This window comes from Streptomyces sp. Tek67B01 (assembly GCF_055231995.1).
In genome coordinates this window covers 620,839-647,103 of the sequence record NZ_JBUYUY010000001.1, presented here as the reverse complement: position 1 = coordinate 647,103, position 26,265 = coordinate 620,839, and the positions used below count along the sequence as shown (strand labels likewise).

Genomic DNA, 26,265 nt, shown 5'->3' with positions numbered 1-26,265 from the left:
CGACCGGGTGTGCAGAACGCACGTGTCGTCCTGCCGCCGGGGGACCCTCTCCGGGCCGTACCGCCGCGAGCGGTTCGGGACAACCAGCCGCGACTCCAGGCCACTCCCGCACCGGCGCCGTCGCCCGGGCCTACTCTCGACGGTCCGGAGCGCCACGAGCGGAACGCGGGAGGACTCCTCGATGAGCGGACGTGCGGGCAGCGCGGGACATGCGGGAAGTGCGGGCAGTGCGGGAAGTGGGGGGCGTACGGGACGGGTCGGACGTGCGGGGGTGCGGCGCGCCTTCGCACGCGCGGCGTTCGCGACCGGGCTGCTGTTCGGGCTGACGGTCACGGGAGCCACCTCGGGGACCCCGGCCTCGGCGGTCGAGCAACAGCCCGTCGACGAGGGCTCGTTGAGCCTGGTCGGCGACCCCGGGGAACACATCACCGGCGGCCGGTCCCTGGCCTTCTCCGCCGGACACGACCGGTTGCGGGCCTACGGCGACCCGGACGGCAGCCACGTCGGGTTGCGGGTGGAGGCGGCGGACGGCAGCTCGTGGTCCGTCGACCTGGCCGTGGCCCCGGGCACGAAGCTCACCGCCGGGACCTACATCGGGGCCACCTTGTACGACCCCTTCAACGGCAACGGTCCCGGCACCGGCCCTGCCCTCGGCCTCACCGGCGCCGGCGGGTTCTGCCGGTCTTTGAAAGCCGACTTCACCGTCACCAAGGTGAAGCTCGGCACCAACGGCTGGGTCGAGGACTTCGACGCCACCTTCGACAGCCGCTGCGACGGCGCGCCGGCCGCCGCCCACGGACGCGTCCACCTGAAGAACCGTCCGGCGCCCCCGGTCCTGCGCGTCGCCTTCACGACGGCCCGGGACGCGGTGGTGACCGCCGACGGGCTGGTCACGGTGCACGGCACGGCCACCTGCTCCAAACCTGCCGACCTCGACCTGTCCGGGCGCCTGGACCAGAAGCGGTACGCGGGGGCCGTGACGAGTTACTACAGTGTCATCGTCGTCTGCGCCCCCGGCAAACCCGTGCCCTGGCAGGCAATCACCGACCCGGCGATGAGCGCCCGCTTCGCCACGGGGCCGGCCGAGGTCACCACCCAGGCGTGGACGACGGACCAGGACCTGACCCTGGAGATCGCGGTCCCGGCCGTGGTGACGAAACTGCGGCTCACCCCGCCCCGACGGGCCGACGCCGTCGCCTCCCGCCCGTAGCCGGCCCTACCGGTGGTGGCGCCCACACCGCCCGCGGAGCGCCCCGCGGGCGGTGTGGGGAGGCGCCCTCGGGTCCCGTGGGGCGGGATGGGAGGATATGGACATGGACATCCTCCGCAGGAACAACGTCACGGTGAGCGGACGCGAGGACGCCCCCGTCATCATGCTGGCGCACGGGTTCGGCTGCGACCAGAACATGTGGCGGTTGGTGGTGCCCGCGCTGGCGGAGGAATTCCGTGTGGTGCGGTTCGACTACGTGGGCTCGGGCCGCTCGGACCTCTCCGCGTGGGACGAGGAACGCTACGCCTCGTTGGACGGTTACGCGCGGGACGTGGTGGAGATCTGTGACGAGCTCGATCTGCGGGACGTGGTGTTCGTCGGCCACTCGGTCAGCGCCATGATCGGCGTGCTCGCCGCGCAGGCCGCCCCCTCGCGGTTCTCCTCCCTCGTCATGGTGGGTCCCTCACCTCGTTACATCGACGACGAGGGCTACCGCGGCGGCTTCGGCGCCGACGACATCGACGAACTGCTCGAAGCACTGGAATCCAACTATCTGGGCTGGTCCGCGGCAATGGCGCCCGTCATCATGGGCAACCCGGAGCGGCCCGAACTCGGCGCGGAACTCACCGCCGCCTTCTGCGCCACCGACCCCGACATCGCGCGCGTCTTCGCCCGCGCCACGTTCCTCACCGACAGCCGCGACGACCTCAAGAAGGTCTCCGTCCCCACGCTCGTGCTGGAGTGTTCCCAGGACGTGATAGCCCCGCGCGAGGTGGGTGCCTACGTGCACGCCGCCATCCCCGGAAGCCGCCTGGTCACCCTGGACGCCACCGGCCACTGCCCCCAGCTGAGCGCCCCCGAGGCCACGAGCGCGGAGATCCTCGCCTTCGCCCGGATGTTGCGGTGATGTCCTGTACCGGGCACAGCGCCGAGCAGCCCGGAGACAAGGCCGGTACCGACGCCCTGTTCACCTCCCTGTTGGAGGACAGCGTGGAGGACCTGTACGAGTCCTCCCCCTGCGGTTACCTCTCCACCCTCCTCGACGGCACGATCGCCAAGATCAACACCACCCTGCTGACCTGGCTCGGCCTGGACCGCGAGGACGTCGTGGGCCGCATGCGCTTCGCCGACCTGCTGACGGTCGGCGGCAAGCTCTACCACGAGACCCACTTCGCCCCGTTGCTGCGCATGCGGGGGGAGGTCAGCGGCATCGCCTTCGAGATCAAGGCGGCCGGCGGCCGCCTTCCGGTCCTGGTCAGCTCCGTGGTCAAGACCGGCGGCGAGGGCGAGCCCCTGCTGATCCGTACCACCGTCTTCGACGCGAGCGAACGACGCGCCTACGAGACGGAGCTGTTGCGCCGCCAGAAGGCCGCGGAGGAAGCACGGGCCCAGGCCGAAGCCGACCGCCAACGGCTCCAGGAGGCACTGGCGGTCCTCCAGCAGAGCCTGCTGCCCACCACGCTCCCCGACGTACCGGGCATGGAGGCGGCGTCGTACTACCACACCGCCTCCCTGGACCGGCTCGGTGGCGACTTCTACGACCTGTTCCCGATCGACGGCAAACGCTGGGCCTTCTTCCTCGGGGACGTCTGCGGCAAGGGCCCCGAGGCCGCCGCCGTGACCTCCCTGACGCGGTACACCCTGCGCGCCGCCGCCCTGCACGACCCCGATCCCATCGCCGCGCTCACCACGCTCAACGCCGTCCTGCACGAGCGGTACACCGGGGCCGACCCCCGCTACTGCACCGCCATATTCGGGGTACTGGAACCCGAGGGCGACACCGTCACCGTCGACTTGGCCTCCGGCGGTCACCCGCCGGCGCTCCTGGTGCGCGCGGACGGTCGGGCCGAGTACCTCTCCACCCCCGGCGGTCTGCTGGTCGGTATCATGCCCAGCGCTCCGTTCGCGGCCGCCCGGACCGTCCTCGGGCCGGGTGACACGCTCCTCCTCTACACCGACGGCCTGACGGAGGCCCGTATCGGGGAGAGCCGCGAACTGTACGGTGACGAGGCGCTGCGCGACTTCGCCGCCGCGCACCCCGCCGTCGGCCCGCACGGGCTGGTCGGCGCCCTGACCGGTCTGCTCGCCGGGTTCGGCGACGGGCTGGACGACGACACCGCCCTCCTCGCCCTCGGCGTTCCCACATCCCCGACACAACCCGGAGCCACGACCTGACATGAGCCCGTTGACGATCACCGTCCGAGACGCCGACAGCGGTCCCGTACTGCGAGTCACCGGTGACCTTGACTTCGACACCGCGCCCCGCCTGCGTCAGGCCGTGGACGAGATCACCCTCGCCCCGGGCGAGCTGCTGGTCCTGGACCTGGGAGGCCTGGAGTTCTGCGATTCCAGCGGGATCAGTGCCCTGATCACCGCCCACAACCGGGCGGCGGCCGCGCAGGCGGCCATGGCGCTCGCCGCCGTACCGGACAACATCACCCGGGTACTGGGCATCGTCGGACTCGATCAGGTCTTCGGCCGTCACGAACCGGAGCCGCCGGGCGGGGGCTGAGCGCCGCCTCCGCCGACGCCGGGCCCCGCACAGCGGCCGGGCGAATCGCCCGTCGGCCCCGGTCGCTCGTGCGTGGGCGCCGGAGGGACCCGGTGCCGACGACCGGGCGGCCACGGACCGGGTGGTTACGAGGGATCCGGCGGCGTCCGGGGGAGATGCGCCCGAGGCCGACGGGGTTCTCGGCACCCGTCCTCCTCGACGACGAGATCCGCCAGGCCGCGCCCCGGTGCGATCAGGCGGGCGTTCGCCTCGTCGGAGCGGGCCACCCAACGCCGGGCGTACGCCTCCTCCTTGCCGTGCCGCACATGACGCTCGACCAGCCGCCGCACCCGTACCGTGTCGTCGGGGGCGACGAACCACGCCTCGTCGAGCAGCGGCCTGACCCTCGCCCAGGCCCCCGCCCCGTGCAGCAGGTAGTTGCCTTCCGTGATCACCAGCGGTACGTCGGGCTCCACCCGGATGCTCCCGGCGACGGGTTCCTCCAGGGTGCGGTCGAACGCGGGGGCGTATACGGCATCGGCCGCCCGCTCGCGCAGCCGTTCCAGCAGGGCCACGTACCCCGCCGCGTCGAAGGTGTCGGGCGCGCCCTTGCGATCGGCCCGGCCCAGCCGTTCCAGCTCGGCCCGCGCCAGGTGGAAACCGTCCATCGGCACCACCACCGCCGACCCCGGACCCAATGCGCGGGCCAGTTCCTCCGCGAGCGTGGACTTCCCCGCGCCCGGCGCTCCCGCGATGCCCAGGATGCGACGGCCGCCCGCCGTCGCGAGCAAGCGGGCCCGTGCCTCCAGCGCTGCCGTGTCCATCCTTCAGGCCTCCGTGACCGCTCGGCTCACGGGGCGGGAGTCGGAGCCGGGGCCGGGGCCGGGGCCGGGGCCGGGGCCGTGACGCGGCGTACGGACTCCACGACCGCCGTGCGGTGACGGGCCAGTCGCTCCGGTGACCAGCCGGTTTCCGACGCGCCCCCCGCCGGGCCGCCCACCGCGCCGAACCATGACTGGGCGAGCCCCATCACCAGGGTCAGCAGATCGGCGGGGTCCGGCGCGGGGTCGATCAGTCCGGCCCGCTGGGCCTCCTCCACCATCGCGATCTTGCCGCGGTAGGACTCGGCCTCGGCATCGGTGACCCCGGGACGCTCCAATTGCTTCCACGCCACGAGCCGCATCAGGGAGGGTCGCTCCACGAGGTGGTCGTAGACGGCGCCCGCGTAGCCGGGGAGGTCCCCCGCGTCGAACGGCACCGTTTCGGAACCGCTCTCAAGGGCGCGTCGCAGGACGGCGTCGAAGAGCTCCTCCTTGTTGCCGAAGTAGACGTAGATGAGCCGCTTGTTCGCCTGCGCGGCCTCCGCGATGCGGTCGACGCGGGCGCCGGCGATGCCGTACGCCGCGAACTCGGCGAAGGCCGCGTCGAGGAGCCGTGCCCTTGTTGCGCTGGAGTCCCGTGCCATGGCGCCAGCCTAGCAAGTAACTATCCGGTTATTGACAAAGTACGGTAGCTGCACCATTCTCGAACTATCCAGTTAGTTACTTACCCGGCGGAAGCGGCGGGAGCGGAAGGGAAACACCATGGAGAAGCGCACGCTGGGCAACCAGGGCCTCACCGTAGGCGCCGAGGGCCTCGGCCTCATGGGCATGAGCGCCCACTACGGGGCCACGGACGACATCGAGTCCCTCGCCACCATCGACCGGGCCCTCGAATTGGGCGTCACCCTGCTCGACACCGCCGAAGGGTACGGCCCCTTCATCAACGAACAACTCCTCGGCAAGGCGCTCGCGGGCCGCCGGGACGCTGCCGTGGTCGCCACCAAGACCGGCGTCGAATTCAGCGACCAGGGCGAATTCCGCGGCCACAACGGCACCCCGGAGTACATCCGCCACGCCGCCGACCGCTCGCTGCGCCACCTGGGCACCGACCACATCGACCTGTACTACCTGCACCGCGTCGACCCGGCCGTGCCCGTCGAGGAGAGCGTCGGCGCCATGGCCGAGCTGGTGGCCGCGGGCAAGGTGCGCCACATCGGCCTCTGCGAGGTCGCGCCCGCCACCATCGCCCGCGCCCACGCCGTCCACCCGCTGGCCGCGGTACAGACCGAGTACAGCCTCTTCGAGCGCGGCATCGAGCACGACGGCGTCCTGGAGACCCTGCGCGAACTCGGCATCGGCCTCGTCGCCTACTCCCCGCTGGGCCGGGGGTTCCTCTCCGGCGCCGTCACCAGCCCGGACGACTTCGCGGCCGACGACTTCCGCCGCACCGACCCCCGCTTCCAGGGCGAGAACTTCGACCGCAACCTGGCCCTCGTCGCCCAGGTGCGCCGGCTGGCGGCGGAGAAGGGCGTCACCCCCTCCCAGCTCGCCCTGGCCTGGACGCTGAGCCAGGGCGCGGTGCCCATCCCCGGCACCAAGCGGCGCCGCTACCTGGAGGAGAACATCGCCGCCACCGACGTGACGATCACCGACGCCGACCTGGCCGCCCTCGACGCGGTGGCCCCGCACGGCGCCGTCTCGGGCGACCGCTACGCCCCCGAGATGATGGCCGCGCTGAACGGCTGACCGACTCACGCGGGCCGGCGGCCGGCGCGCCCGGGACCCTGCGGCGGAGTTTCCGGGACGGCCGGTCGCCCCTCCGGCCCGCACGGCCGTCGGCGGCCCCTCCTCATCGCCGCCTGCGGGTCGGGCCCCTGGTCACTTGTGCCGCAAGCCCCAGGTGAACTTGTCGCCGCCTTCCCAGCGCACCACCGACGGGTCGTCGAGGTCGGGGTGCGGGATGCCGACGGCCCGCAGCAGCTGGACCACGTCGACCACGTCGTGCGCCCGGCCCGCCACCTCCCCGTGGACCTGGACGATCCGAAACGGCGGGCTGCCCGCCATGACGGGTGACACGACCACGTTCCAATAGGACCCGCCGCTCGCGGATTCGGTCATCGTCAGCCTCCTCGCTGTCCGCGTGGCGCTCCCTCCACGGCTCGATGGCCGCCCGAGGAGCCACAGGTTCCACCCTGGCACCGCCTTCGCCCGCCCGCCCAGCGGCAGGCGACGGCGGGGGTCGCCCGTCCCGCGCCAAGGGGGCGCCGCGGTGGAGGCGGACCTCCCATCCGCTAACTTTTTTCGAAATCCTCCGGCGGGGATGTCGCAATCCCGGAACCTGTTTCTACCTCCCCGTGAGAGCGGCCCTCCGACGCGACGAGGGCCGGCGCACCAGACGAGACGAGGCACGGACCATGAAGTACATGCTGCTGATGCAGTTCAGCCAGAAGAGCGTCGACTTCCCGGGGATCGAGGAGTGGAAGCCCGAGGAGTTGCGGGCCCACATCGGCTTCATGAAGGACACCAACCGGAAGCTGGCCGAGACCGGTGAGCTGGTCGACGCCCAGGGCCTGGCGATGCCGGAGAACGCGCGCATCGTCCGCTCGCACGCCGGCGGTGCGCCGGTGATCACCGAGGGACCGTTCCCGGAGACGAAGGAGTTCCTGGCCGGCTGGTGGATCGTGGACTGTGACGGCGAGGAGCGGGCCATCGAGATCGCCGCGTGCGTCTCCGCCGCACCCGGGCCCGGCGGTCGGCCGCTGAACATGCCGATCGAGGTGCGTCAGGTGATGTCGGCGCCGCCCGCCGAGCTGTGACCACTGCCGACCGCACCGTCGAGGACCTGCTGCGCGTACTCGCGCCGCAGGTCGTCGGCGTACTCACCCGCCGTTACGGCGACTTCGCCGCCGCCGAGGACGCCACGCAGGAGGCCTTGCTGGACGCCGCCCGCCAGTGGCCCGAAGAGGGGCTGCCGCACAACCCGCGCGGCTGGCTGATCCAGGTCGCGATCCGGCGGATGACCGAGCAGGTGCGCGGCGAGCGGGCGCGGCGGCGCAGGGAGGACCTGGTGGCCGCGCGGGTCCCGGCCGGCCGGCAGACCGCTCCGCCCGCGGACGCCGAGGACCGGGCCGGTCGCGACGACACCCTCACCCTGCTGTTCCTGTGCTGCCACCCGTCGCTCTCGTCCGCCTCCGCGATCGCCCTCACCCTGCGCACGGTGGGCGGGCTGACGACGGGGGAGATCGCCCGCGCCTTCATGGTGCCGGAGGCGACCATGGGTCGGCGGATCAGCCGGGCCAAGCAGCTGATCAAGACCTCGGGCGTGCCGTTGCGGATGCCCGGCGCCGACGAGTGGCCGGCCCGGTTGGACGCGGTGCTGCACGTGCTGTACCTGATCTTCAACGAGGGCTACGCCGGCAGCGCCGGTCCCGACCTGCAACGCGTCGAGCTCGCCCGGGAGGCGATCCGCCTGGCCAGGGCCGTCCACGCGCTGCTCCCGGACGACGCTGAGGTCACCGGACTGCTCGCGCTGATGCTCCTCACCGACGCCCGAGGGCCGGCCCGCACCGGGCCCGGCGGCGAACTCGTCCCGCTCGCGGAGCAGGACCGCACCCGCTGGGACGCCACCGCGATCGCCGAGGGCGTCGCGCTGATCACCGCCGCCCTGCCGCGGGGCCCCGTCGGCCCCTACCAGGTGCAGGCCGCCATCGCGGCCGTCCACGACGAGGCCCCCACCGCGCGGGAGACCGACTGGCCGCAGATCCTCGCCCTGTACGGGGTCCTGGAGCGGATGTCGGACAATCCGCTGATCACCTTGAACCGGGCCGTAGCGACCGCGATGGTCGACGGTCCGCGCGCCGGACTCTCCCTGCTCGCCGCCGCGCCGGACCTTCGGGAACACCATCGCCTGTACGCGGTACGCGGCCACCTCCACGAGCTGGCCGGGGACCACGAGGCCGCCGTCGCCGACTACCGCGCCGCCGCCCGGCGCACCGCGAGCCTCCCCGAACGGGACTATCTCAGCCTCCGGGCGGCCCGCCTCGCCGCCGGCCCCGACGAGGTCACGGCGGGACCGGCCGGCGCTGCGCCGGATGCGACGCCGCCATGCGGACCAGGTCGGCGGTGAGGAAGTCGAGCCAGGCCAGGGCGGTGTAATAGCGCGGCGGAGCGTCGAGGGAGGAGTCGGCCTCCTCGGGTCCGGAGCCGGCGGGAGACCGCCCCGGCGGCGCGCTCGCGCGTCGGAGCACGTCGTAGCGCTCGGACGCGGTCACGAATCCCTCGGCCACCCACGCGCCGTAGTCCCGCATCCGCCGCTCGGCGACCGGCGCGGGCGGTGCGCCGCCCGGCGACGCGCGGACCCGCCGGGCGCCCCACAGGACGTGGTGACCGGCCATCAGCGCACCCTGCCAGTCGGGGCCCGGCCCGGCTGGCCGTTGGGCTTCGCCCTGGTACTGCGCGTACGCGGACTCGGCGAGGGTCAGCGCCCGTAGGACCTCGGCGCTGTCGAAGTCCTCGGGCTCGGCGGGCCCGGCGCCCCGGGTGGTGGCCGTGACCTCGCCGGCGGCGGCCCGCAGCAGCCGCGCCACGGCCCGGCCCAGCTCGTCGTGCGCCCCGCGCGGCCACGCCAGCAGACCGAAGACCAGACCGATGCCGCTCCCGATGAGCACGTCGAGGAACCGGTACTCGGCCAGTCTCCAGTCGGACGGCGACAGCTGGGCGAAGGCCATGGCCACCACGTTGGTGAACATCGCCTGCCCCCACCCGATGCCGTGCAACGGACCGGTGGTGAAGGCGAAGAGCATCAGGGGCGGCAGGATGAACGCGTACGCGGTGCTCGCCGAGCCCGCCAGGGTCAAGACGGCGCCCGCCGCCGTCGCGCCGAGGAAGGTACCGATCAGGGCGCTGCGGACGGTGTGTCTGGTCTGGACGGCCGTGGTGCGGGTCAGGCTCAGCACCGCCAGCATGGCCCAGAAGCCGTGGGGCAGGGTGTCCAGCCCCGCGATCGTCCGGGCGACCGCGAGCGCGAGCGCGATCCGCACGGCGTTCTGGAAGTACACCGACCTCGGTCCCGCGTGAGCGGCCAGCCGGTGCCACCACAGATAGGGCGTACTGCGGTGGGCGTACCAAAAACGTCGCGCGTCACGCCCCTCGCCGGCGGCGCGGCGACCCCGGACGGCGATGTCCACCGCCTCGCCCAGCACCAGCGCGGCGTCGGCCACCTCCAGCACGCTCGCCTGCCGGCGCCGGTCGGCCGGCAGCGGCGGGACGGTGGTCGCCGCCCCGGCGCGCGCCCGCCCCAGGGCGGCCAGGGCCTCCCCGTCGAGCTCGCCGGAGCGCGCGGGCTCGGGGGACGGGGCCGTCAGGAGCGCGCCGATCTCCCGCGCCGCGGCCTCCACACCCCGGAGCAGGCCGAGGCTTTCCGGCAGCGGCGTGACGCCCGCCGCCGGGACGGGCAGCGCGTGCAGCCGGGCGAGGAGCGTCCGCGCGCCGAGACCGCTGTGGGCCGACGCCCGCTCGCGGACCCCGGGCCCGGCGGGCCGCTCCGCTTCCGGACACCGGGAGGGCCGCAACGAGTCACCGGCAGCGACGGCCTCTTCCGCCGCCGCCCGCGACAGCGCGTAGGGCGGCGCAGCCAGCGCTGCCGCGCACCGGGCCGCGACCTCGGCCGCCCCGGCCACCCGGTCGAGGTAGGGGGGCTCGGGCGGATCGGGCAGCACCCATGCCTCGGCGATGACGAGCAGGAGGATTCCGACGACGGTCCCCAGGAGCCGCTCGCCCAGCTCGTCGGGGGCGTACGGGGGGAAGCAGGGCAGGATGAACAGCAACTGCAGGCCCGGCGCGGCCCCGGCCTGGCGCGGTCCGGCCGCCGACCCGAAGGCCAGGCAGAAACCGATGACGAGCATGCCGGCCACGGCCGCCCAGTTCCGCACGGCGAGCAAGGTGCCGAGGGTGACCAGCACGCACGCCACCGGCAACACCCGCACGAGCTGCGCCGACCGCTGACGTCCCGCGCCCGGTATCCGGGACAGCACGGCCAGCGCGACGGCGGCGAACAGCGCGTAGGTGGCGGGCACCGGGAGACCCAAGACGTAGAGGAAGGTGTAGAAGCCGACGCAAGCGGCGAGGGTGACGCGCACGGACCTGCGGGCCGCGGCGGGCAGCGCGCCGGTCCCGGTGCGCAACGCCGTCAGCGCCCGCCAGGTCCGGTGGCCCGCGCCGCCGCCTCCCTTGCCCGTACCGGTGCCCGCATCCGTTCCGGTGCCAGGCTCCGTGGGGATGTCCATGTGGTCTCCGCCCGCCGTTCACGGTCCCGGTCTCAGGGTGTCTCATCACCGCCCGCTTGCGCCGGCGGGCGCCGACAGCGCCGTCGGACGAGCGCCTCAGGACGAGGTGGGCGCGTGGCGCAGCAGGTACAGGCCCGTGGCGGCGGTCACCACGATCGCGCACGCGCTGAACGTCAGCCCCGCCCCCACCAGCCCCAGCCACAATGTCAGGGCGCCGACGCCCACCACCGGCAGTGAGATGCCCGTGTAGGCGACCACGAAGAACGAGGAGATCGTGGCGCCCCGGTGCGCGGCCGGCGCCGCGTCGCCCACCGCGCTCAGCCCCGCGCGGAAGGCCACGCCCTGCCCCAGCCCGCCGAAAACGGCGCCCGCCACCAGCAGCGTGGCGGACTCGACCCAGAGCGAGGAGGCGACCAGCAGCAGACCGACCACCAGGACGAGACAACCCAGCGGCAGCGCCCGCGCGACCGCCAGATGTCCCACCAGCCACTGACCCACCGTCGAAGAGAAGAACACCGAGAACACCACGAGCCCCACCACCGCGTGGTTGCGCACGCCCAGGGTCTCGGCCAGGAAGCTCGGGGCCAGCGACGTGAACAGCCCGAGCAGCGCGAATCCGGCGAAGGCCGCCAGCGCGCAGGGCACGAACACCCCGCGGACGGACGCCGGTACCGAGAGGCCCTGAGGCCGAAGCCGAGCCCCCGGGCGGGCATCGTCCACCGTCTCGGGCAGCGCCCACACCATCACACACGCCACCGCCAGCAGGGCCAGATGGGTGACGAAGGGGAGGACGAGCGGAGCCGGGGCGTACTCGGCCAACACCCCCGCGAGCAGCGCGCCGCACCCCAGCCCGCCCATGTTGGCCGCCGTCGCGACGAGAGCCGCCCGCGCCTTGCGCCCCGGCGGAGCCAGCTCCAGCACCGCGACCGTCCCCACCCCACTGAGCAGCCCGGCAGAGAACCCCGACAGCACCCGCCCCGCGAACAGCAGCGGCAACCCGCCCTCCAGGAGGAAGCAGACCGCGCTCAGGGCGCCCAGGGCGAGCGCGTAGAGCAGGACCGGGCGGCGCCCCGCCTCGTCGGAGTAGCCCCCGGCCACCAAGAGGGTGAAGATCACGCCGACCGCGTAGGCGGCGAAGACCAGGGTCACCGTCAGCTCCGAGAAACCCAGCTCCTGCCGGTACAGCCCGTACAGCGGGGTGGGCAGCGTCGTACCGGCCATGCCGATGGCGAACACCGCCCCGGCGCCCCCGTAGCCGAGCCGGCGCGGGCGACGGGTACGGGACGGGGCGCCGGTCCGTGTCATGGACAACACCCTAGGCGCGGGGCCGCGGGCCGCCTCTCGTGGTCCGCGCCCGGCAGGTCGGTGCGCCGCTGCCCGCCCGCGGCCGTCGATGGTTGACGCCGCCCGGGGCGGGCAGTCGCAGGGCGTGGAGCACCCCGCCGGCGGTGCGCCGGGCACGGCCCCCTCCGGCCGGCATGCGGCGCCCAGTAGGGTGGCGTACCGGTGGGGCCCGAGCGGGCCGGGTGGTTCGGCAGGGCCGGAAGGGGACGAGTGAGAGCGGCGCGAGCACTGGCTACCTTGGACGAGGTCGAGCACGGCGACCACGTCTGCTGGCGCATGGGGCCCGGGGGCGCGTTCCCCGCCGACGCGCGGGCCTACGTGGCCGACGGAGCCCTCTACGGGGACAAGATCGTGGTCGTCGGGCCCGCCGGGGTCGCCTCCGGCGTCCCGCGTGACACCGTGTCCCTCGCTTCCGTGATCCTCGACTTCCGCGGTCCCGCCGACCCCGACTCGGTCCTGGCCGCTGTGCGCCGCGAAGCCCGTTCCGCGGCTCGGGAAGGGTTCCGCTCGGTTCGGGTGCTCGCCGAGCGGATGCCCGCGACGGCGGCCGGCGGCGCCGAGGAACTGCTGGCCCAAGAACTCAAGCTCGACGAGTTCGCCTCCGAGAGCGGCGCCATGGTGGTGTGCGCGTTCCGCCCGTCGCTGTGGGACGCGCCTACTCTGGAACGGGTGGCATGCGTGCACCCGCACGAGATGGGCATTCGCGCGGAACGTCCGGCCTTCCGGATGTTCAGCAGCGGCGCGGACAGGTGGAGCGTAGACGGAGTGATCGACTCGGAAGGCGCGGCGGCGTTCAACGCCGCCGTACGGGCAGCGATACGGCACACACCCAAGGTGAGGCTGCGGTTCGACACCCTGGAGATGATCGACGCCGCCGGCATGCACGCGCTCGTCGAGGCCGCCCGCCATCTGCCGGACCGCCGGATCATCGTGGAAGGCGCCAACGACACCGTGCGCCTGTGTTGGGAACTCGCCGGCTACGCGGCCCCCGGCATGCCGGTGGTGATGGCCGCATGAGCGAGACCGTGCCCCGGCGGGCGTCCGGGCGGAACGAGACCCCGTTCCGTCACGAGCTGTACCCCTACGACGGGGACGCGCAGTTCCTGTCGGGCACCCTCGGCTTCATCCACGAAGCCCTGGACGGCGGGGAGGCGGTGGTGGTCGCCGTTCCCTCCGACAAGACGTCCCTGCTGCGCGGCGAACTCGCCGACGAGCCCGCCGTCACCTTCGTCGACACCTCGACGATCGGACCCAACCCCGGCCGCCTCGTCGCCGTCTGGGAGGCGTGGATGAGGGAGCGGGGCGAGGGCGGAAGGCCCGTACGAGGCATCGGCGAGACGGCTTGGCGCACGGCGCGCAGCGCCGCGCAACTCTCCGAGCTGCGCTACCACGAGTGGCTCCTGAACAGGGCCTTCGCCCGGAGCCCCGCCTGGTCCATGCTCTGCCCCTACGACGCCGCCGACGGCGACCAGGCCGCCCTCCGGTCCCTTAGCCGCTGCCACCCGATGATCCGCCGGGACGGGCAGTACGTACCCAACGAGGGTTACCTCGCCGGCGAGGAGTACCCCTTCGACGCGCTCACCGATCCGTGCGACCCCTACCAGGAGATGGGCTACACGCACGGTGACCTGGCCGCGATCCGGGCGAAGGTCTCCCAGTGCGCGGCCGACGCCGGGGTGTCCGCCGAACGGCTGCCGAAACTGGCCGTGGCCGTGACCGAGATCGCGACCAACAGCATCCGTCACGGCGGAGGCGGCGGAACCCTGCGCACGTGGTCGCAGGACGCGACGTTCCTCTGCGAGTTCCGCGACCGCGGCCACATCGCCGACGTGATGGCCGGACGGCGCAGGCCGACCCCCGACCAGATCGGCGGACGCGGCCTGTGGCTCGCCCACCAGCTGTGCGACCTCGTCGAGATCCGCTCCACGGCCGAGCGGGGAACCACCGTCCGCCTCCACACGGACATCGCGCGCTAGCGTCCCGGGCCCGCCGGCAGCCCGTCCACAACCCGCCGCCCGGGCCCGACAGCGGCCTCAGCCGGCGGGGGTGGCTTCTGGAAGCGCACCGCGGAGCTCGTGGAGCAGGCGTCCGGCGTCCGTGAGGAGCGCGCCGCACAGCGTCCGTACCGGGGCCGGGACACCGGTGTCCTGCTGGACGGTGGACTCCAGGTCCTCGTGGAGCGACAGCCCGTCCCCGACCAGCGCTTCGAGTTCCCGCAGGTCGGTCCGGGCGGGCCGGCCCACCTGCGCCATCGCCGCGGCGACCGTGTCCAGCAGGGCGCCGTACCCGGACAGGAAGCGGCGCGGGACGTGGGCGTCGTGGCCGCAGTCGAGGGAGTGGGACAGGCTGCGCAGCAGGGAGCGCAGGTGCGCGGCGCTCCGGTCGGCCGCCTGGACCGCCTCCTGGGCGCGCGGCAGGACGTCCCGGTCCCTCCCGTCGGCGCGACGCGGATTGAGGCGGCTGTTCTCGGCCTCGGCGTCCACGGAGGTCCGGACGTGCGGCGCGTCCGCCGCCACCTGGTCGCAGGCGCGACGCCACCGCCCGACCTGCTCCCGGGAGGGCGCGCCGCCGTCACCGACCGCCGACGCCAGCTCGGTGACGACCTGCCGGAGCCTCCCGTAGAGATCGGCCACGGCCTGCTGGCGGTGGCGTACGTGTCGGGCCGGCGCGAGCAGCAAGTGCGCCGACAGCCCGCACAGCGCGCCGAGGGCGACCGAACCGGCGAGGTGGCCGATGTAGTCGATGCGGCCGTGTCCCGCCGTGAAGGCGAAGAAGCCGACGACCGCGACCTGGAGCCCCTGGGAACCCAGGTGCCGCGCCCGGCCGGCCACGAGCGCGAGGAGGGCGAGCAGCCCGAAGGACCAGGCGTGGATGCCCATCACGGCCGCGAGCCCGGCGGCCAGGGCCGCGCCGAGCACCATCGCACCCAGGTACCGGACGCATTCGCGCACGGAGCGGTAGAGCGTCGCCTGGAGGGCGACGATCGCGGTGAACGGCGCGAACGTCGTGACCGTCGGCGGCAGCAGGCGGTGCGCCAGGGCCCAGGCGACCATCGCCGCCACCACCGTCTTCGCCTGACGGATCAGGTCGTCGCGTTCGGCGCCCGGCGACGAGGCTCCTCTGCGGACGTACGCGACGGCCTGGCGTGCCGCCGCGTATGACCGTCGTGCCGGACCACTGCTCGCCGGGCCACTGCTCATGGGCATGGGGGCATCACCTCACAGCACCTCATCGGAATCGGATCGTGCCCTTGTGCCCGAAACGCCCCGTCCCATGCCCCACCGGCGGCCACCGCCGGACTCGCTCCGTCAAGTCCCGTGCGGGGATCGTGAATCGCGGCGTCACGGACTCGCGGGATCGGAGGTGGCGAAGGACTCACGGGGGTAGACGAGAGTCATGGAGACCTCTTCGCGTTCCACCGGGCAATCGCTCCCCCCGCCGCGCGGGAGCAGGAAGCCGCGCTGGGCGCTGGTGGCCGGGGGAGTGGCCCTGCTGCTGGCGCTGTTCGTGCTCGTGGGTCGTTTCAGCCTGATCCCGGGCCTCGGCGGCCTGTTCGGCGAGGACACCCGGGACCGCTCCGGCCCCGCGCTGCTCAAGTCGATCCAGGACATGCACCGTTACGAGGGCGCCGTCGGCAACTTCCAGGTGGTGGTCGACCTGGAGAAGGACGCGGCCTTCCTGCCGGACGCGATCCGCGGGACCCGCACGCTGTACGTCGGCGCGGGCGCGGTCAGTGGCTACGTCGAACTGGGCGGGCTCGGCGAGCAGAGCGTGAAGGTGAACGCGGACCGCACCGAGGCCACGGTGCGGCTACCGCACGCGACCCTCGGCCCCGCCGCCCTCGACCCGAACCGCTCCTACGCCGTGTCGAAGCAACGCGGCCTGCTCGACCGGCTCGGTGACTTCTTCTCCGACAATCCGGCCGGCGAACAGGCCGTACAACGGCTCGCGGTCCAGCACATCACCGAGGCGGCCCGCGACAGCGGCCTCGCGGCGAGGGCGGAGCAGAACACCACGGCGATGCTGGAGGGCCTGCTGCGCTCGCTCGGATTCCACAAGGTGACCGTCAGCTACGCGTGAACGGCGAACGCCACCGAGCCGGTTCACGCAGCCGCGTGGCCCGGAGCGGACTCCGGGCCACGCGGCGCGCGCGTGCGTCAGCGCCAGTCGATGGCTCCCCAGGCGCAGGCACCGTCGAAGCCCGGGTTGCCGTGGATGACGGCGCCCGACAGGTGGCAGGCGCCGTAGTGCGCCGAACCGCTGTTGTGGTCGTCGTCATCGTGGGCGAGCGCGGTGGCGGCGCCTCCGAGAACCATGGTGGCGGCGAGGGTCAGGGTCGTGACTGCGGCGCGGATGCGCATGTCTGCTCCTTGAGTGGGAGGGGTTGATGTGCTCATCAGAAATCACCCCCGCCGCCTTCCCGGAAACACGCCCTGCGTCGGATGGGCGAGCCCCCGGTCGAGGGGGACGGCGATCCGGTTGCGCGAGAGCGGACGGCCCGTGCCGGACCGGGCTGCCGGACCCCCGAGGCCGTCGCCGTTCGCGGGTGCGGCGGCTTCCGCGTTCGCGGCGGCGGGCCGGCGACTTGCCGCCATTCGGCGCAATGTCACCGAAGGGTGATGTGCTCCACCTGTTGGAGGGAGCGCGCGCGGGGTTGGACACCCGCCCGCGGGGTAGCCGCCGGGTGCAGGGCCGGGACGACGTGAGGAGCCGCGATGGCGCAGCTGGACCTTGATCCGTTCACGGACGTACTGGACGTCCCCATGTACGTGGTCACCGCGGCGGCGGGCGACGACCGCGCGGGGTGCCTCGTCGGCTTCGCCTCGCAGTGCTCGATCCACCCGGCGCGCTACATGGTGTGGCTGTCCGAGGCCAACCACACCTTCAAGGTCGCCCTCCGGGCCACCCACCTCACGGTGCACGTACTGCGGCGCGAGCAGCGCGAGCTGGCGAGGTGGTTCGGCAGCGAGACCGGCGACCGGGTGGACAAGTTCGAGCGGGTCGCCTGGCACGAGAGCGCCGACGGAAGTCCGGTGCTGAGGGACGCCTGCGTCTGGTTCGTGGGACGGATCGAGGAGCGGATCGCGGGCGGTGACCACGTGGGCTTCCTCCTGACCCCCACCGAGCAGTCACCGCCGGCCCCGGACGCCCCCGCACTGCTCCGGTTCAGCGACGTCAAGGACTTCGAACCGGGCCACCCCGCCTGAGCGCCCCCTCGCCCGCTCGGCCGGCCGTGCCGTTTCGGAGGCGAGCCACGGGGCCATGGCCGGACCGGGTCTCGGTCGGATTCAGTCGGACGGCCAGGGATCGCCCTCGACGCGCGCGTGAAGGTGTTCGTCATGCCATCCGTCCGCGTGGAGCAGAGCGCTCCGCATCAACCCCTCCAAGGCGAAGCCCGCCCTCATCGCGACGCGGCAGGACGCCGGGTTGGCGACGGAATGAGTGATCCGCAGCCGGTGCAAGCCCAGTTCGTCCACCGCCCACCGGCTGATCCGGACCGTCGCGTCGACCGCGACCCCATGACCGCGCCCGGCCGGCAGGAGCCAGTACACGAACTCGGCGCTACCGCCGCGCAGATCCATGTCCGCCAGACCGACCAGGCCCACGGGCCTGCTGCCGCCGGGCCGGCAGACCGCCCAGATCGCGGCCTCCTCGGCCTGCCAACGCTGCCGCCATCCCGCGATCTTCTCGCCGGCGGCGTCCGACGAGGGGTCCACCGGCCGGTTCCACTGCCGGATCTCCGGGTCGCGGCAGGAAGCCACCAGCGCCTGGGCGTCGTCGGGCTGCCACGGACGCAGGACGAAGCCGCTGCGGAGACGGAAGGACGGCTGTTCGCCGTCGCTCATGCTGCCGGCCGCGACCACGGGGGCTATCGAAGTGATCATGACGTCATCATGCCGAACCGCGGCGACGGTCACCATCGCCTGCTCCCTGCTCCCTGCTCCCTGCTCGCTGCTCCCTGCCCCCGCACGGGAAGGACCCCGGCCTCCCTGAGGGGGCCGGGGTCCTTCGTACCGCGCGCCCACGGCGGATGCCGGGAGCGGACGTGCGCGGTGGGTGGCCGGCGGGGCCGGCCAGGGGGGTTCGTGCGGGCGCCCACGGCCGACCCGCGCTCGGGTGGTGCGGGCAGATCAGCTGCCGCTGGAGAGGTTGCCCGACAGGACCGGGATGTTGTCCAGGATGTGCGACAGGGACTCGTCGCCCTTGGCCTGGGTGGAGTTCTCGGTGCACTGCTGGTTCTGCGGGTTGGACAGGACGTTGATGTCCTGGACACCGATGTTGGCGATGATCGCCACCAGCGACTGGGCGTTGACCTTGGCCGGCAGACCGATGCAGGGCTTGTTGAGGGTGCCCTGGACCAGGCTCAGCTGCGGGCTCATCACGCCGTCGGTCTTCTGGTTGCCGTAGATCTGGGAGGCGCCGTTGCCGTTGACGGTGTTGATCCCGTTGTCGTTGCCGATGGCCATGGCCGGGGCGGCCACGGCAGCGCCCGCGCCGATCGCGGCGGCGGTGGCAGCTGCGGTGATCATCATGTTCTTCAGCATTCTCGAGCGTTCCTTAGCTTGAGCGGAAACGGGCCCCTGAGGGGTAGTCGTCCTGCTAACGCCGAGCGGGCCGCGATGTGGCGGTATGTCACCCGATCGCGCAGGCACCGCCGTGCGCTCGTCCGCCCGGCGGCCGCGAACCCCAAGCGGTGTCCGGCCCGCTCGCGGATCCCGCCGTCCGGCACGTCGACCCGCTGAGCCGGCCGAGCCGGGCCCGCGCGTAAAGCAGTTCGCTCGAGACGCCCGTGATCCTAGGGTGGCGTGATGGTGCAAGTGCGGGAGATGGAAGAAGCCGACGTCGACGCCGTATCGGCGATCCGGGTACGGGGCTGGCAGTCCGCGTACGTGGGGATCGTTCCGGGGAGGTATCTGGACGCGATGACGGTCGAGAGCGACGCCGAGGGGCGACGGGCGTGGTTCTCGCATCCGCTCCGGCGGTCGACGGAGCTGGTCGCCCTCGACGCCGGCGGCGCCCCCGTCGGCTGGATCAGCTGCGGCCCGTACCGGGAGCCGGCGCCCGCCGGTCGGCGAACGGGCGAGATCTACGCCTTCTACGTCCGACCGGACCTCATCGGGCGGGGAGTCGGCCGGGCACTGCTCGGCGAGGCCCACGCGCGTCTGGGCGAGCAGGGGTTCCAGGGCGTGGCCCTGTGGGTGCTCGGCGACAACCGGCGGGCGCGGCGTTTCTACGAACGAGCCGGTTACCGGCACGAAGGCGGGACCCAGGAGGACGTCTACGACGAGGTCACCCTCACGGAGTTCCGCTACGAGCGTCCGCTGCGCTGAGCGAGACGGCGTCGGGCCACACCAACAACACGGGGCAGGGGGCGTGGTCGACGACGAAGCGGCTGGTGGGGCCGAGACTGCGTGGGCCCAGGCGGCTGTGGTCGCCGTCGCGGACGAGGATCAGCAGGTCCGCCCCTTCGGCGGCGGCCACGACCTCCCTCTCGGGGCGACCGGTCAGCTTGACCGGTCGGCAGGGCCGGCCGAGGAGTTCGCCCGCGGCGGTGAGCACACGGTCGGAGGTGGCGGACGCGAGGTGTTCCATCGCCGTGCCGGGGTCGCGTTCGGCCCGTACCCGGCCGAGGAGCCCGGCGAAGGCCCCGTGTCCTACGTCCCCCACGTCGGGGGCGTCGACGTGCAGCAGCACGATGTCCGCACCGGCCGGTGCGAACCTGCGGGCGGCCTCGACACAGGCGGCCCAGGTGCCTTCTACGAGCCAGGCGATCACGGTCACGGTCGTTCGGCCTCCGAGGACGTCGGTGCCGTCCACGATGGCACACGCGCGCTCCGCACCTCCGGAGGCGGTGTGTCGGGCGGGTAGTACTGTGCGCCGAGTGGCTTTTCGATCTTCCTTCTCCGTAATGCGGCACAAGCCGTTCCGTTTGTTTGTCCTGGCCCGGATCATTTCCATGAGCGGATCGGCGATGGCGCCGGTCGCCTTGGCCTTCGCGGTGCTCGGGTTCGACGACCGCCCGAATTCGCTCGCGATCGTCCTGGCCTGTAACACCGTTCCCCAGTTGGTCATGCTTCTCGTGGGAGGCGTGATCGCCGACCGGCTGTCGAGACGGCGTGTCATCGTGTTCGGGAACCTCACATCCGCCTTCACGCAGGCGGGAGTTGCCCTGCTGGTGGCCTCGGGGGCGGCGGACGTCACGCGGGTCGCGGCCTTCGCCGTCCTCGCCGGCGGCGCCTCGGCCCTCGCGCAGCCCGCGATGAACAGTCTCCTTCCCCATCTCGTCGAGGAGGGAGAAGTCCAGGAGGCGAACGCACTCATGCGCCTTCCCGTCAACGCGGTCAAAATCATCGCGCCGGCACTCGGAGGTCTGCTCGTCGCCCTGGTCGGACCGGAATGGACCCTGGCCTGGGATGCCGCCAGCTTCGCGATAGCGGCCGTTCTTGTCGCCCGCATCGGTATTTCCGTACGGGAAAAGCGGACATCGTCGGTTCTGGGGGATTTCAAGGACGGTTGGGCGGCCTTCTCGGGCCGACTCTGGCTGTGGTCGTACGTCGCGTCCGGGACGGTCGTCGTCGCGCTGTGGCTGGGCGGGTACCAGCTCCTGGGTCCGGTGGTGGCGCAGGAGCGACATCTGGGCCCGGCCGCCTGGGGGACCGTTCAGGGAGCCTTCGCCGTCGGTCTGTTCGCCGGGGGGTTCGTGTCCCTCAAGTGGAAACCGTCCCGGATCATGGTCGTGTGCGTTTGCGCGAATCTGCCGTCGGCGCTTCCGTTGCTCGCGCTGGCCGTCCGGGCCCCGCTCGTCGTCGTGGCGGCCGGAGCGGTACTGGCCGGCATCGGGTTGGACATCGCCATCGTCTGCTGGCACACCGCGCTACAGGAGCAGTTGCCTTCGGAGGTGCTGGGCCGGGTCAATTCCCTCAGCTCGACCGGCGAACTCATGGCGGTGCCGCTCGGGTACCTCGTCGTGGGCGCCACGGCCTCCGCCCTGGGGCCCACCTCCGTGCTGCTCGCCAGTGCCGTCGTGATGACGCTGGCCACGCTCGTCCTGCTGCTGGCCCCGAGCGTGTGGGCGATACGCCGCCGGCGTCCCGTGGAGACGGTCGTCGGCGTCGGCTGAGCCGAGATCCCCGGGCGGACGGTGACCGTCGAGGGGCGTCGGACGAACCTCGTGGGTCGGGCTTCCTTAGCGGGACGTTAGATCTGGGCGTCGCTCCTTGTCCCGGTACGCGGACCGACGCATGCTCTGGACACTTGCCCACCGTCGGGGTCCTTCTCCCTCGTCCCCTCCCCTCGGGGAGTTCCGTCTGGAGCCGCCATGTCCTCGTCCGCCCCGCTGTCTCCCGTGCCGCCCGGGGACGCCCGTAGGAAGCGTCGTCTCGCCCTCGTCGGTGGTTCCCTCGGCAACCTCGTGGAGTGGTACGACTGGTTCGTCTACGCCAGCTTCGCCATCTACTTCGCCGACTCGTTCTTCCCCGGCGACAATCCCACCACCCAACTGATGAACACGGCCGGGATCTTCGCCGTCGGATTCCTGATGCGCCCCGTCGGCGGTTGGATCCTCGGCCGTGCCGCCGACCGGCACGGCCGCAAGAGCGCGCTCACGCTCACCGTCGCCATGATGTCGGGGGCGGCCCTCCTCATCGCCGTCGCCCCGACCTACGGGCAGGCCGGCTACGCGGGCGCCCTCGTGCTGCTCCTCGCGCGCCTGCTCCAAGGGATGAGCATCGGCGGCGAGTACGCGGCCAGCGCCACCTATCTCACGGAGGTGTCCGCCCGCGACCGGCGGGGACTCGGCTCCTCCTTCCAGTACGTGTCGATGACCTGTGGTCAACTGCTCGGACTCGGCATCCTCATCACGCTCCAACACACGCTCACCAACGCCCAGCTGAAGGACTGGGGCTGGCGCGTCCCCTTCGTCTTCGGGGCCCTGTTCGCGGTGGTCGTCTTCTGGCTGCGACGCAGGCTCCAGGAGACCGACGCCTTCCAGGAGGAGTCCTCAGCCGGCGAGGCGCACGACGACAGCGCGCGCGGCACGCTCAAGGCCCTGTGGCAGTACAGGCGGCAAGCCGGTCTGGTCATGGCGCTCACGCTCGGCGGAACCGTGGCCTACTACACGTACACCACCTACCTCACCAAGTACCTCGTCGGCAGCGCGGGCATGGCGAAGACGACGGCCACCCTGGTCAGTTTCACAGCCCTGGCCCTCTTCGCCGTGCTCCAGCCCTTCGCAGGAATGCTGTCCGACCGGATCGGCCGTCGCCCCCTGCTGATCACCTTCGCCGTGGGCTGCACCGTCGGCACGTACCCGATCATGACCGCGCTCGGGTCGGCGTCCTCGTACTGGTCCGCGCTGGGGCTGTCCCTGCTCGCCCTGGTGATCGTCACCGGCTACACCTCCATCAACGCGGCCGTCAAGGCCGAGCTGTTCCCGACCCGGGTCCGCGCCCTGGGCGTGGCACTGCCGTACGCCGTCGCCAATGCCCTCTTCGGCGGCACGGCCGAGTACGTGGCGCTGTGGTTCAAGGACGCGGGCCACGAGAAGATGTTCTTCTGGTACGTCTCCGGTTGCGCACTCGTCTCCCTCGTGACCTACGTCCTGATGCCGGACACCCGTGACGCCGCGCTCAGCCGCGCCGAGGCGGACGCCGACGGTGACGGTGGCCGGGGTGACGGCAACCGCGGTGACGACAACCGCGGTGATGGCCGGGCCGACCACCACGGGCAGTCGACCGCGGGCGCTCGCGACGCCGCCCGCTGAACCGCGCGGGCGGACGGGCCCGATCCGACGGGCCCGATCCGACGGGCCCGGGCGGCGGCTCGCGTAAGCTGCTGCCCCGGGCCGACCGGTCGGGCGGGCCCGCCCCCCGGTCCGCGCGCGTGACGAGGAAGACCGCCCATGCACGCTCTTCTCGTCGAGGACGACGACCGCATGGCCCAGGCCCTCGGCACCGCGCTCGCGCAGCGCGGGCACACGGTCCGCCGGGTCGGCCGCGCCCTGGACGCCCTGCGGCACGTCCGTGAGGCCGATTTCGTGCTCCTGGACCTGGGCCTGCCCGACCTGGACGGCTTGGAACTGCTGCGTCGGCTGCGGACCGTCTGCGACGCGCCACTGATCGTCGTGACGGCGCGCTGCGAGGAGCGTGACATCGTGCAGGGCTTGCGGGCCGGGGCCGACGACTACGTCGTCAAGCCGTTCCGGATGGGCGAGTTGATCGCCCGCATCGACACCGTGCGCCGCAGGACCGGCACCCCCTCGGGGCGTACGGGGGCCGGTCCTTCCGACCCCGGCGGCCGGCCGGTGCGCACCGGGGACGTCGAGGTCGACCTCGCGGGCCGTACGGTCACCGTGGCCGGACGCGCGGTCAGCCTGACCCGCCGCGAGTTCGACGTGCTTGCCTTCCTGGCCGCGCGCCCCGACGAAGTGCACTCCCGCGAGGAGATTCTGGACCGGATCTGGGGTGACGCCTTCCTCGGAGCCTCACGATCGCTGGACGTCCACGTGGCGGGCGTCCGAGCCAAGACCGGACGCTCCGGGCTGGTCCGCACCGTTCGCGGGTTCGGCTACCAGCTCGGTTGCCCCGCCGTGCAGGACGAAGGGAACGACGCGGGGAAGGGCGCGGGGAACGTCGCGGGGAACGGCGGCGCGGGCAATGACGACGAAGACCGCGGGGACGGCGGCCGGTGAGGCGCCGGCTCCTCGTCGTGCTGACGGTGCTCATGGGCGCCGCCGCGCTGCTGCTCTGCCTACCGCTGGCCGAGGCGTACGCGCGGGGACGGACCGAGCACCTGCTCCTGCAACGCCGCTCGGAAGCGGTGCGGTTCGCGGACCTCGCCGACCGGATGCGCACCGGCGCCGACCGGTCGGAACTGACTGCCGAGATCAACCGGTACACCCAGTTGTACGGCGCCTCGGTGATCGTCGTCGACACGGCCGGGCGGACGCTCGCCCAGGCCGGACCCGCCTCCCCCACCTCCTCCACCGGCGGGACGGCGGACGCCCGGCGCCGCGCCCTCACCGGCCGCTCCACCGACCGGCTGCCCACCCTTCGCCCCTGGGGGCCAGAGAACGTCGTCGTCGCCGAACCGGTGGGCCGCGACGAGCGGGTCAGCGGGGCGGTCCTGATGTCCGTCCCCACGGGGACGGCCCGCCGGGACGTCACGATCCGCTGGTCGCTGACCGCGGCCGGGGCGCTCGCCGCCTTCGCGGCGGCCGGCCTCGTCGCGGCGGGGACCGCGCGCTGGCTGATCCGCCCCGTCCTCGACCTCGACCGGGCGGTGGAGGGACTGACCGCCGGGCGCCTCCAGGCTCGGACCGTCTCGTACACCGGTCCGCCCGAACTTCGGCGCCTGGGAGAACACTTCAACACGATGGCGCAGGCCGTGGCAGACTCCATCGGCCGCCAGCGCGACTTCGTCGCGGACGCCTCGCACCAACTGCGCAATCCGCTGGCCACCCTGGTCCTGCGGCTGGAGAACGTCGAGCCGCACATCACCCCCGGTCCCGGCCGCGCAGAGCACGCCCGCGCCCTCGACGAGGCGGAACGTCTGGAGGAACTGCTCGACGGTCTGCTGGCGATGGCGCGGGTGGAGTCGGGCACCGCGGAGCCCGCCGACCAGGACGTGTCGCGGGCGGTGCGGGAGCGGGTGACGGCCTGGATTCCGGTGTTCCGCGCCGCCGGACTGGAGTTGACGGTCTCCGGCCTCCCCGAGGACCTGCGGGCGGTCGCCCTGCCCGACGCGGCGGGCCGCGTCCTGGACGCCCTCCTCGACAACGCCGTCAAGTTCGTCCCGCCCGGCGGCCGCCGCGTCGTCGTGGGCGCCGCGCGGGACGAGACCGACGGGCAGGTCGTCGTTCGCGTCACGGACGACGGTCCGGGAGCCGCCGAGGATCAACTCGACCTACTGCTGCGGCGCTTCGGGCGGTCGCCGGAACACCAGAACGTCCCCGGCAGCGGGTTGGGCCTGGCCATCGCCGACGAGATCGCCCGCGTCAGCGGCGGCCGGCTCGACGTCGGCCACAACACGCCCCGGGGCCTGACCTTCGAGCTGCGGCTGCCGCCCTCGCGGAGCCCTCACCCGTACACGGACCGGTAGTACGCCACCGCACCCCGGTGAAGCGGCACGCGGCCGGTGGAGATGGCGAACCGGGGCTCCAGCCGCGCTCCGGCCGTCACCTCCCGCAGCAGGTCACCCCACCGCTCGAACACGACCGCCAGCAGTTCGCGCGCCGTGTTCGCCGGTACGTCCGCACGCGCGAGGAGGTAGTTGGCGACCCCGAGGGTTCCCACGGGTTCCGTCAGGCCGTACGCCCCGCTCGGGAGGGTGACGGCCGTGTACACGGGCCCGTAGCGATCCCGGAGCGGCGCCACGTACCCGTCCAGCGGGAGGAACCGCAGCGGCATCTCGCGGGACAGTGTCGACAGCGCCGGGGTGGGTACGCCTCCGGACCAGAACAGCGCGTCGACGGCGCCCTCGCGCAGGGCCCGCGCCGACTCGGCGAGGCCCAACTGCCGCTCGCGGGCAGGGAGGGGGCCCTCGCTCAGCCCGGCCTCCCGCAGCAGGCGCCCCGCCACCACCTGTACGCCCGAACCCGCCGCGCCCGCCGCCACCGGACGCCCAGCCAGGTCCCGCACCGACCGCACCGGTCCACCCACCGGGACCAGGAGGTGCGTGTAGTTCACGTAGACGCGCGCCAGCGCGTTCGCCGAGGCGGCGGGCCGGGCGAAGGGCTCGCGCCCCACCGCCGCGTCCTCGGCCACGTCGGCCATGGCCAGCGCCAGATCGACGTCGCCGGCCTCCAACTCGCGCAGGTTGTCCACGCTGGCAGCCGTGCTCACGGGAACGATCCGCAGGCGGCTGCCGCTCGCCGCGACGGCCCGCGCGAGCGCGTTCCCGAACGCGTTGTACGGGCCCCCCTCCGGCCCCGTCGCCAGCAGCAGCCGACTCGGCGGACCCGCTGTGGCGGCGCATCCGACGCAGCACCCCGCGACGGCGGACGCGAGGGCGCCGAGCCCCGCCCCCACCACCCGCCGACGGTCCAACTTTGCGCTGCTCACGTCAAGAGCGTAGCGAGTGCGGGCGGCGCCGCGAGGGACGGCGGCAAGGGGATCG

Annotated in this window: 27 protein-coding genes; 16 read left to right on the top strand and 11 right to left on the bottom strand. The window is 73.0% G+C overall.

Annotation, left to right across the window (positions count from 1 at the left end):
• Positions 1 to 181: 181 nt before the first annotated feature.
• The 4 genes from ACV7NM_RS03160 to ACV7NM_RS03145 all read left to right on the top strand — a co-directional run bounded on the left by ACV7NM_RS03160 (position 182) and on the right by ACV7NM_RS03145 (position 3,722).
• A complete protein-coding gene (locus ACV7NM_RS03160; protein WP_463408775.1) occupies positions 182 to 1,210 on the top strand; it encodes a hypothetical protein in 1,029 nt (342 codons plus the stop codon).
• Positions 1,211 to 1,313: 103 nt separating this feature from the next.
• Positions 1,314 to 2,117: an alpha/beta fold hydrolase gene (locus tag ACV7NM_RS03155; protein ID WP_463408774.1), complete on the top strand. Its 804-nt coding sequence runs from the start codon at positions 1,314 to 1,316 to the stop codon at positions 2,115 to 2,117.
• Positions 2,117 to 3,385: a PP2C family protein-serine/threonine phosphatase gene (locus ACV7NM_RS03150; protein ID WP_463408773.1), complete on the top strand. Its 1,269-nt coding sequence runs from the start codon at positions 2,117 to 2,119 to the stop codon at positions 3,383 to 3,385. Before ACV7NM_RS03155 ends, ACV7NM_RS03150 begins: the two co-directional genes overlap by 1 nt.
• Before the next feature lies 1 nt (position 3,386).
• Positions 3,387 to 3,722, top strand: a complete 336-nt coding sequence (locus ACV7NM_RS03145; protein ID WP_463408772.1) for an STAS domain-containing protein — start codon at positions 3,387 to 3,389, stop codon at positions 3,720 to 3,722.
• A gap of 125 nt (positions 3,723 to 3,847) precedes the next feature.
• Here the strand turns inward: ACV7NM_RS03145 and ACV7NM_RS03140 are convergent, their stop codons facing one another.
• Entirely contained in the window at positions 3,848 to 4,525 is a 678-nt protein-coding gene (locus ACV7NM_RS03140; protein WP_463408771.1) for a nucleoside/nucleotide kinase family protein, read from the bottom strand.
• A 26-nt stretch (positions 4,526 to 4,551) separates the two neighbouring features.
• The gene (locus ACV7NM_RS03135; RefSeq protein WP_463408770.1) at positions 4,552 to 5,166 is read right to left on the bottom strand and encodes a TetR family transcriptional regulator; all 615 of its coding nucleotides are present in this window, start codon (positions 5,164 to 5,166) and stop codon (positions 4,552 to 4,554) included.
• A 118-nt stretch (positions 5,167 to 5,284) separates the two neighbouring features.
• Here ACV7NM_RS03135 and ACV7NM_RS03130 point away from each other — a divergent pair, with 118 nt between their 5' ends.
• Complete coding sequence (locus ACV7NM_RS03130; RefSeq protein ID WP_463408769.1) at positions 5,285 to 6,268, top strand: aldo/keto reductase; 984 nt, start codon at positions 5,285 to 5,287, stop codon at positions 6,266 to 6,268.
• Positions 6,269 to 6,400: 132 nt separating this feature from the next.
• Here the strand turns inward: ACV7NM_RS03130 and ACV7NM_RS03125 are convergent, their stop codons facing one another.
• Positions 6,401 to 6,640: a hypothetical protein gene (locus ACV7NM_RS03125; protein WP_463408768.1), complete on the bottom strand. Its 240-nt coding sequence runs from the start codon at positions 6,638 to 6,640 to the stop codon at positions 6,401 to 6,403.
• Between the two features lie 296 nt (positions 6,641 to 6,936).
• Between ACV7NM_RS03125 and ACV7NM_RS03120 the strand changes: the two genes are divergently transcribed.
• Together ACV7NM_RS03120 and ACV7NM_RS03115 are read left to right on the top strand one after the other, a co-directional pair.
• Positions 6,937 to 7,338, top strand: a complete 402-nt coding sequence (locus tag ACV7NM_RS03120; RefSeq protein ID WP_463408767.1) for a YciI family protein — start codon at positions 6,937 to 6,939, stop codon at positions 7,336 to 7,338.
• Complete coding sequence (locus ACV7NM_RS03115; RefSeq protein WP_463408766.1) at positions 7,335 to 8,648, top strand: RNA polymerase sigma factor; 1,314 nt, start codon at positions 7,335 to 7,337, stop codon at positions 8,646 to 8,648. The genes ACV7NM_RS03120 and ACV7NM_RS03115 overlap by 4 nt, the downstream gene beginning before the upstream one ends.
• Here the strand turns inward: ACV7NM_RS03115 and ACV7NM_RS03110 are convergent.
• Positions 8,584 to 10,806: an FUSC family protein gene (locus ACV7NM_RS03110; RefSeq protein WP_463408765.1), complete on the bottom strand. Its 2,223-nt coding sequence runs from the start codon at positions 10,804 to 10,806 to the stop codon at positions 8,584 to 8,586. The two genes, ACV7NM_RS03115 and ACV7NM_RS03110, sit on opposite strands and share 65 nt — an antisense overlap.
• A gap of 96 nt (positions 10,807 to 10,902) precedes the next feature.
• Positions 10,903 to 12,111, bottom strand: coding sequence for an MFS transporter (locus ACV7NM_RS03105; RefSeq protein ID WP_463408764.1), 1,209 nt, complete (start codon positions 12,109 to 12,111; stop codon positions 10,903 to 10,905).
• A 276-nt stretch (positions 12,112 to 12,387) separates the two neighbouring features.
• Here ACV7NM_RS03105 and ACV7NM_RS03100 point away from each other — a divergent pair, with 276 nt between their 5' ends.
• Both ACV7NM_RS03100 and ACV7NM_RS03095 read left to right on the top strand, forming a co-directional pair.
• Positions 12,388 to 13,167: an MEDS domain-containing protein gene (locus ACV7NM_RS03100; RefSeq protein WP_463408763.1), complete on the top strand. Its 780-nt coding sequence runs from the start codon at positions 12,388 to 12,390 to the stop codon at positions 13,165 to 13,167.
• Positions 13,164 to 14,126 carry an anti-sigma factor RsbA family regulatory protein gene (locus ACV7NM_RS03095; RefSeq protein ID WP_463408762.1) on the top strand — a complete coding sequence of 321 codons (963 nt, stop codon included), beginning with the start codon at positions 13,164 to 13,166 and terminating at the stop codon, positions 14,124 to 14,126. The genes ACV7NM_RS03100 and ACV7NM_RS03095 overlap by 4 nt, the downstream gene beginning before the upstream one ends.
• A gap of 57 nt (positions 14,127 to 14,183) precedes the next feature.
• On the opposite strand, the gene ACV7NM_RS03090 is transcribed toward ACV7NM_RS03095, so the two are convergent.
• Positions 14,184 to 15,356, bottom strand: a complete 1,173-nt coding sequence (locus ACV7NM_RS03090) for an aromatic acid exporter family protein (protein ID WP_463408761.1) — start codon at positions 15,354 to 15,356, stop codon at positions 14,184 to 14,186.
• 190 nt (positions 15,357 to 15,546) lie between these two features.
• Between ACV7NM_RS03090 and ACV7NM_RS03085 the strand changes: the two genes are divergently transcribed.
• Complete coding sequence (locus ACV7NM_RS03085; protein ID WP_463408760.1) at positions 15,547 to 16,230, top strand: DUF4230 domain-containing protein; 684 nt, start codon at positions 15,547 to 15,549, stop codon at positions 16,228 to 16,230.
• Positions 16,231 to 16,307: 77 nt separating this feature from the next.
• On the opposite strand, the gene ACV7NM_RS03080 is transcribed toward ACV7NM_RS03085, so the two are convergent.
• A complete protein-coding gene (locus ACV7NM_RS03080; protein WP_463408759.1) occupies positions 16,308 to 16,511 on the bottom strand; it encodes a hypothetical protein in 204 nt (67 codons plus the stop codon).
• A gap of 354 nt (positions 16,512 to 16,865) precedes the next feature.
• Here ACV7NM_RS03080 and ACV7NM_RS03075 point away from each other — a divergent pair, with 354 nt between their 5' ends.
• Positions 16,866 to 17,357 (top strand): flavin reductase family protein, encoded by a 492-nt coding sequence (locus tag ACV7NM_RS03075; protein WP_463408758.1) that lies wholly within the window; start codon positions 16,866 to 16,868, stop codon positions 17,355 to 17,357.
• An 81-nt stretch (positions 17,358 to 17,438) separates the two neighbouring features.
• On the opposite strand, the gene ACV7NM_RS03070 is transcribed toward ACV7NM_RS03075, so the two are convergent.
• On the bottom strand, positions 17,439 to 18,035 hold the full coding sequence (locus ACV7NM_RS03070; protein WP_463408757.1) for a GNAT family N-acetyltransferase: 597 nt from the start codon (positions 18,033 to 18,035) through the stop codon (positions 17,439 to 17,441).
• 246 nt (positions 18,036 to 18,281) lie between these two features.
• Positions 18,282 to 18,695 carry a rodlin gene (locus ACV7NM_RS03065; RefSeq protein ID WP_463408756.1) on the bottom strand — a complete coding sequence of 138 codons (414 nt, stop codon included), beginning with the start codon at positions 18,693 to 18,695 and terminating at the stop codon, positions 18,282 to 18,284.
• 264 nt (positions 18,696 to 18,959) lie between these two features.
• Here ACV7NM_RS03065 and ACV7NM_RS03060 point away from each other — a divergent pair, with 264 nt between their 5' ends.
• A complete protein-coding gene (locus ACV7NM_RS03060) occupies positions 18,960 to 19,481 on the top strand; it encodes an N-acetyltransferase family protein (protein ID WP_463408755.1) in 522 nt (173 codons plus the stop codon).
• On the opposite strand, the gene ACV7NM_RS03055 is transcribed toward ACV7NM_RS03060, so the two are convergent.
• Entirely contained in the window at positions 19,447 to 19,932 is a 486-nt protein-coding gene (locus tag ACV7NM_RS03055; RefSeq protein WP_463408754.1) for a universal stress protein, read from the bottom strand. The two genes, ACV7NM_RS03060 and ACV7NM_RS03055, sit on opposite strands and share 35 nt — an antisense overlap.
• Here ACV7NM_RS03055 and ACV7NM_RS03050 point away from each other — a divergent pair.
• The 4 genes from ACV7NM_RS03050 to ACV7NM_RS03035 all read left to right on the top strand — a co-directional run bounded on the left by ACV7NM_RS03050 (position 19,847) and on the right by ACV7NM_RS03035 (position 25,248).
• Positions 19,847 to 21,271, top strand: a complete 1,425-nt coding sequence (locus ACV7NM_RS03050) for an MFS transporter (protein ID WP_463408753.1) — start codon at positions 19,847 to 19,849, stop codon at positions 21,269 to 21,271. The two genes, ACV7NM_RS03055 and ACV7NM_RS03050, sit on opposite strands and share 86 nt — an antisense overlap.
• A gap of 198 nt (positions 21,272 to 21,469) precedes the next feature.
• The gene (locus tag ACV7NM_RS03045; RefSeq protein ID WP_463408752.1) at positions 21,470 to 22,912 is read left to right on the top strand and encodes an MFS transporter; all 1,443 of its coding nucleotides are present in this window, start codon (positions 21,470 to 21,472) and stop codon (positions 22,910 to 22,912) included.
• A gap of 138 nt (positions 22,913 to 23,050) precedes the next feature.
• Positions 23,051 to 23,839: a response regulator transcription factor gene (locus tag ACV7NM_RS03040; protein WP_463408751.1), complete on the top strand. Its 789-nt coding sequence runs from the start codon at positions 23,051 to 23,053 to the stop codon at positions 23,837 to 23,839.
• Positions 23,836 to 25,248, top strand: a complete 1,413-nt coding sequence (locus tag ACV7NM_RS03035; protein WP_463408750.1) for a HAMP domain-containing sensor histidine kinase — start codon at positions 23,836 to 23,838, stop codon at positions 25,246 to 25,248. The genes ACV7NM_RS03040 and ACV7NM_RS03035 overlap by 4 nt, the downstream gene beginning before the upstream one ends.
• Here ACV7NM_RS03035 and ACV7NM_RS03030 read toward each other — a convergent pair.
• Positions 25,227 to 26,210: a TAXI family TRAP transporter solute-binding subunit gene (locus ACV7NM_RS03030; RefSeq protein ID WP_463408749.1), complete on the bottom strand. Its 984-nt coding sequence runs from the start codon at positions 26,208 to 26,210 to the stop codon at positions 25,227 to 25,229. The genes ACV7NM_RS03035 and ACV7NM_RS03030 overlap by 22 nt on opposite strands.
• Between the last annotated feature and the right edge of the window lie 55 nt (positions 26,211 to 26,265).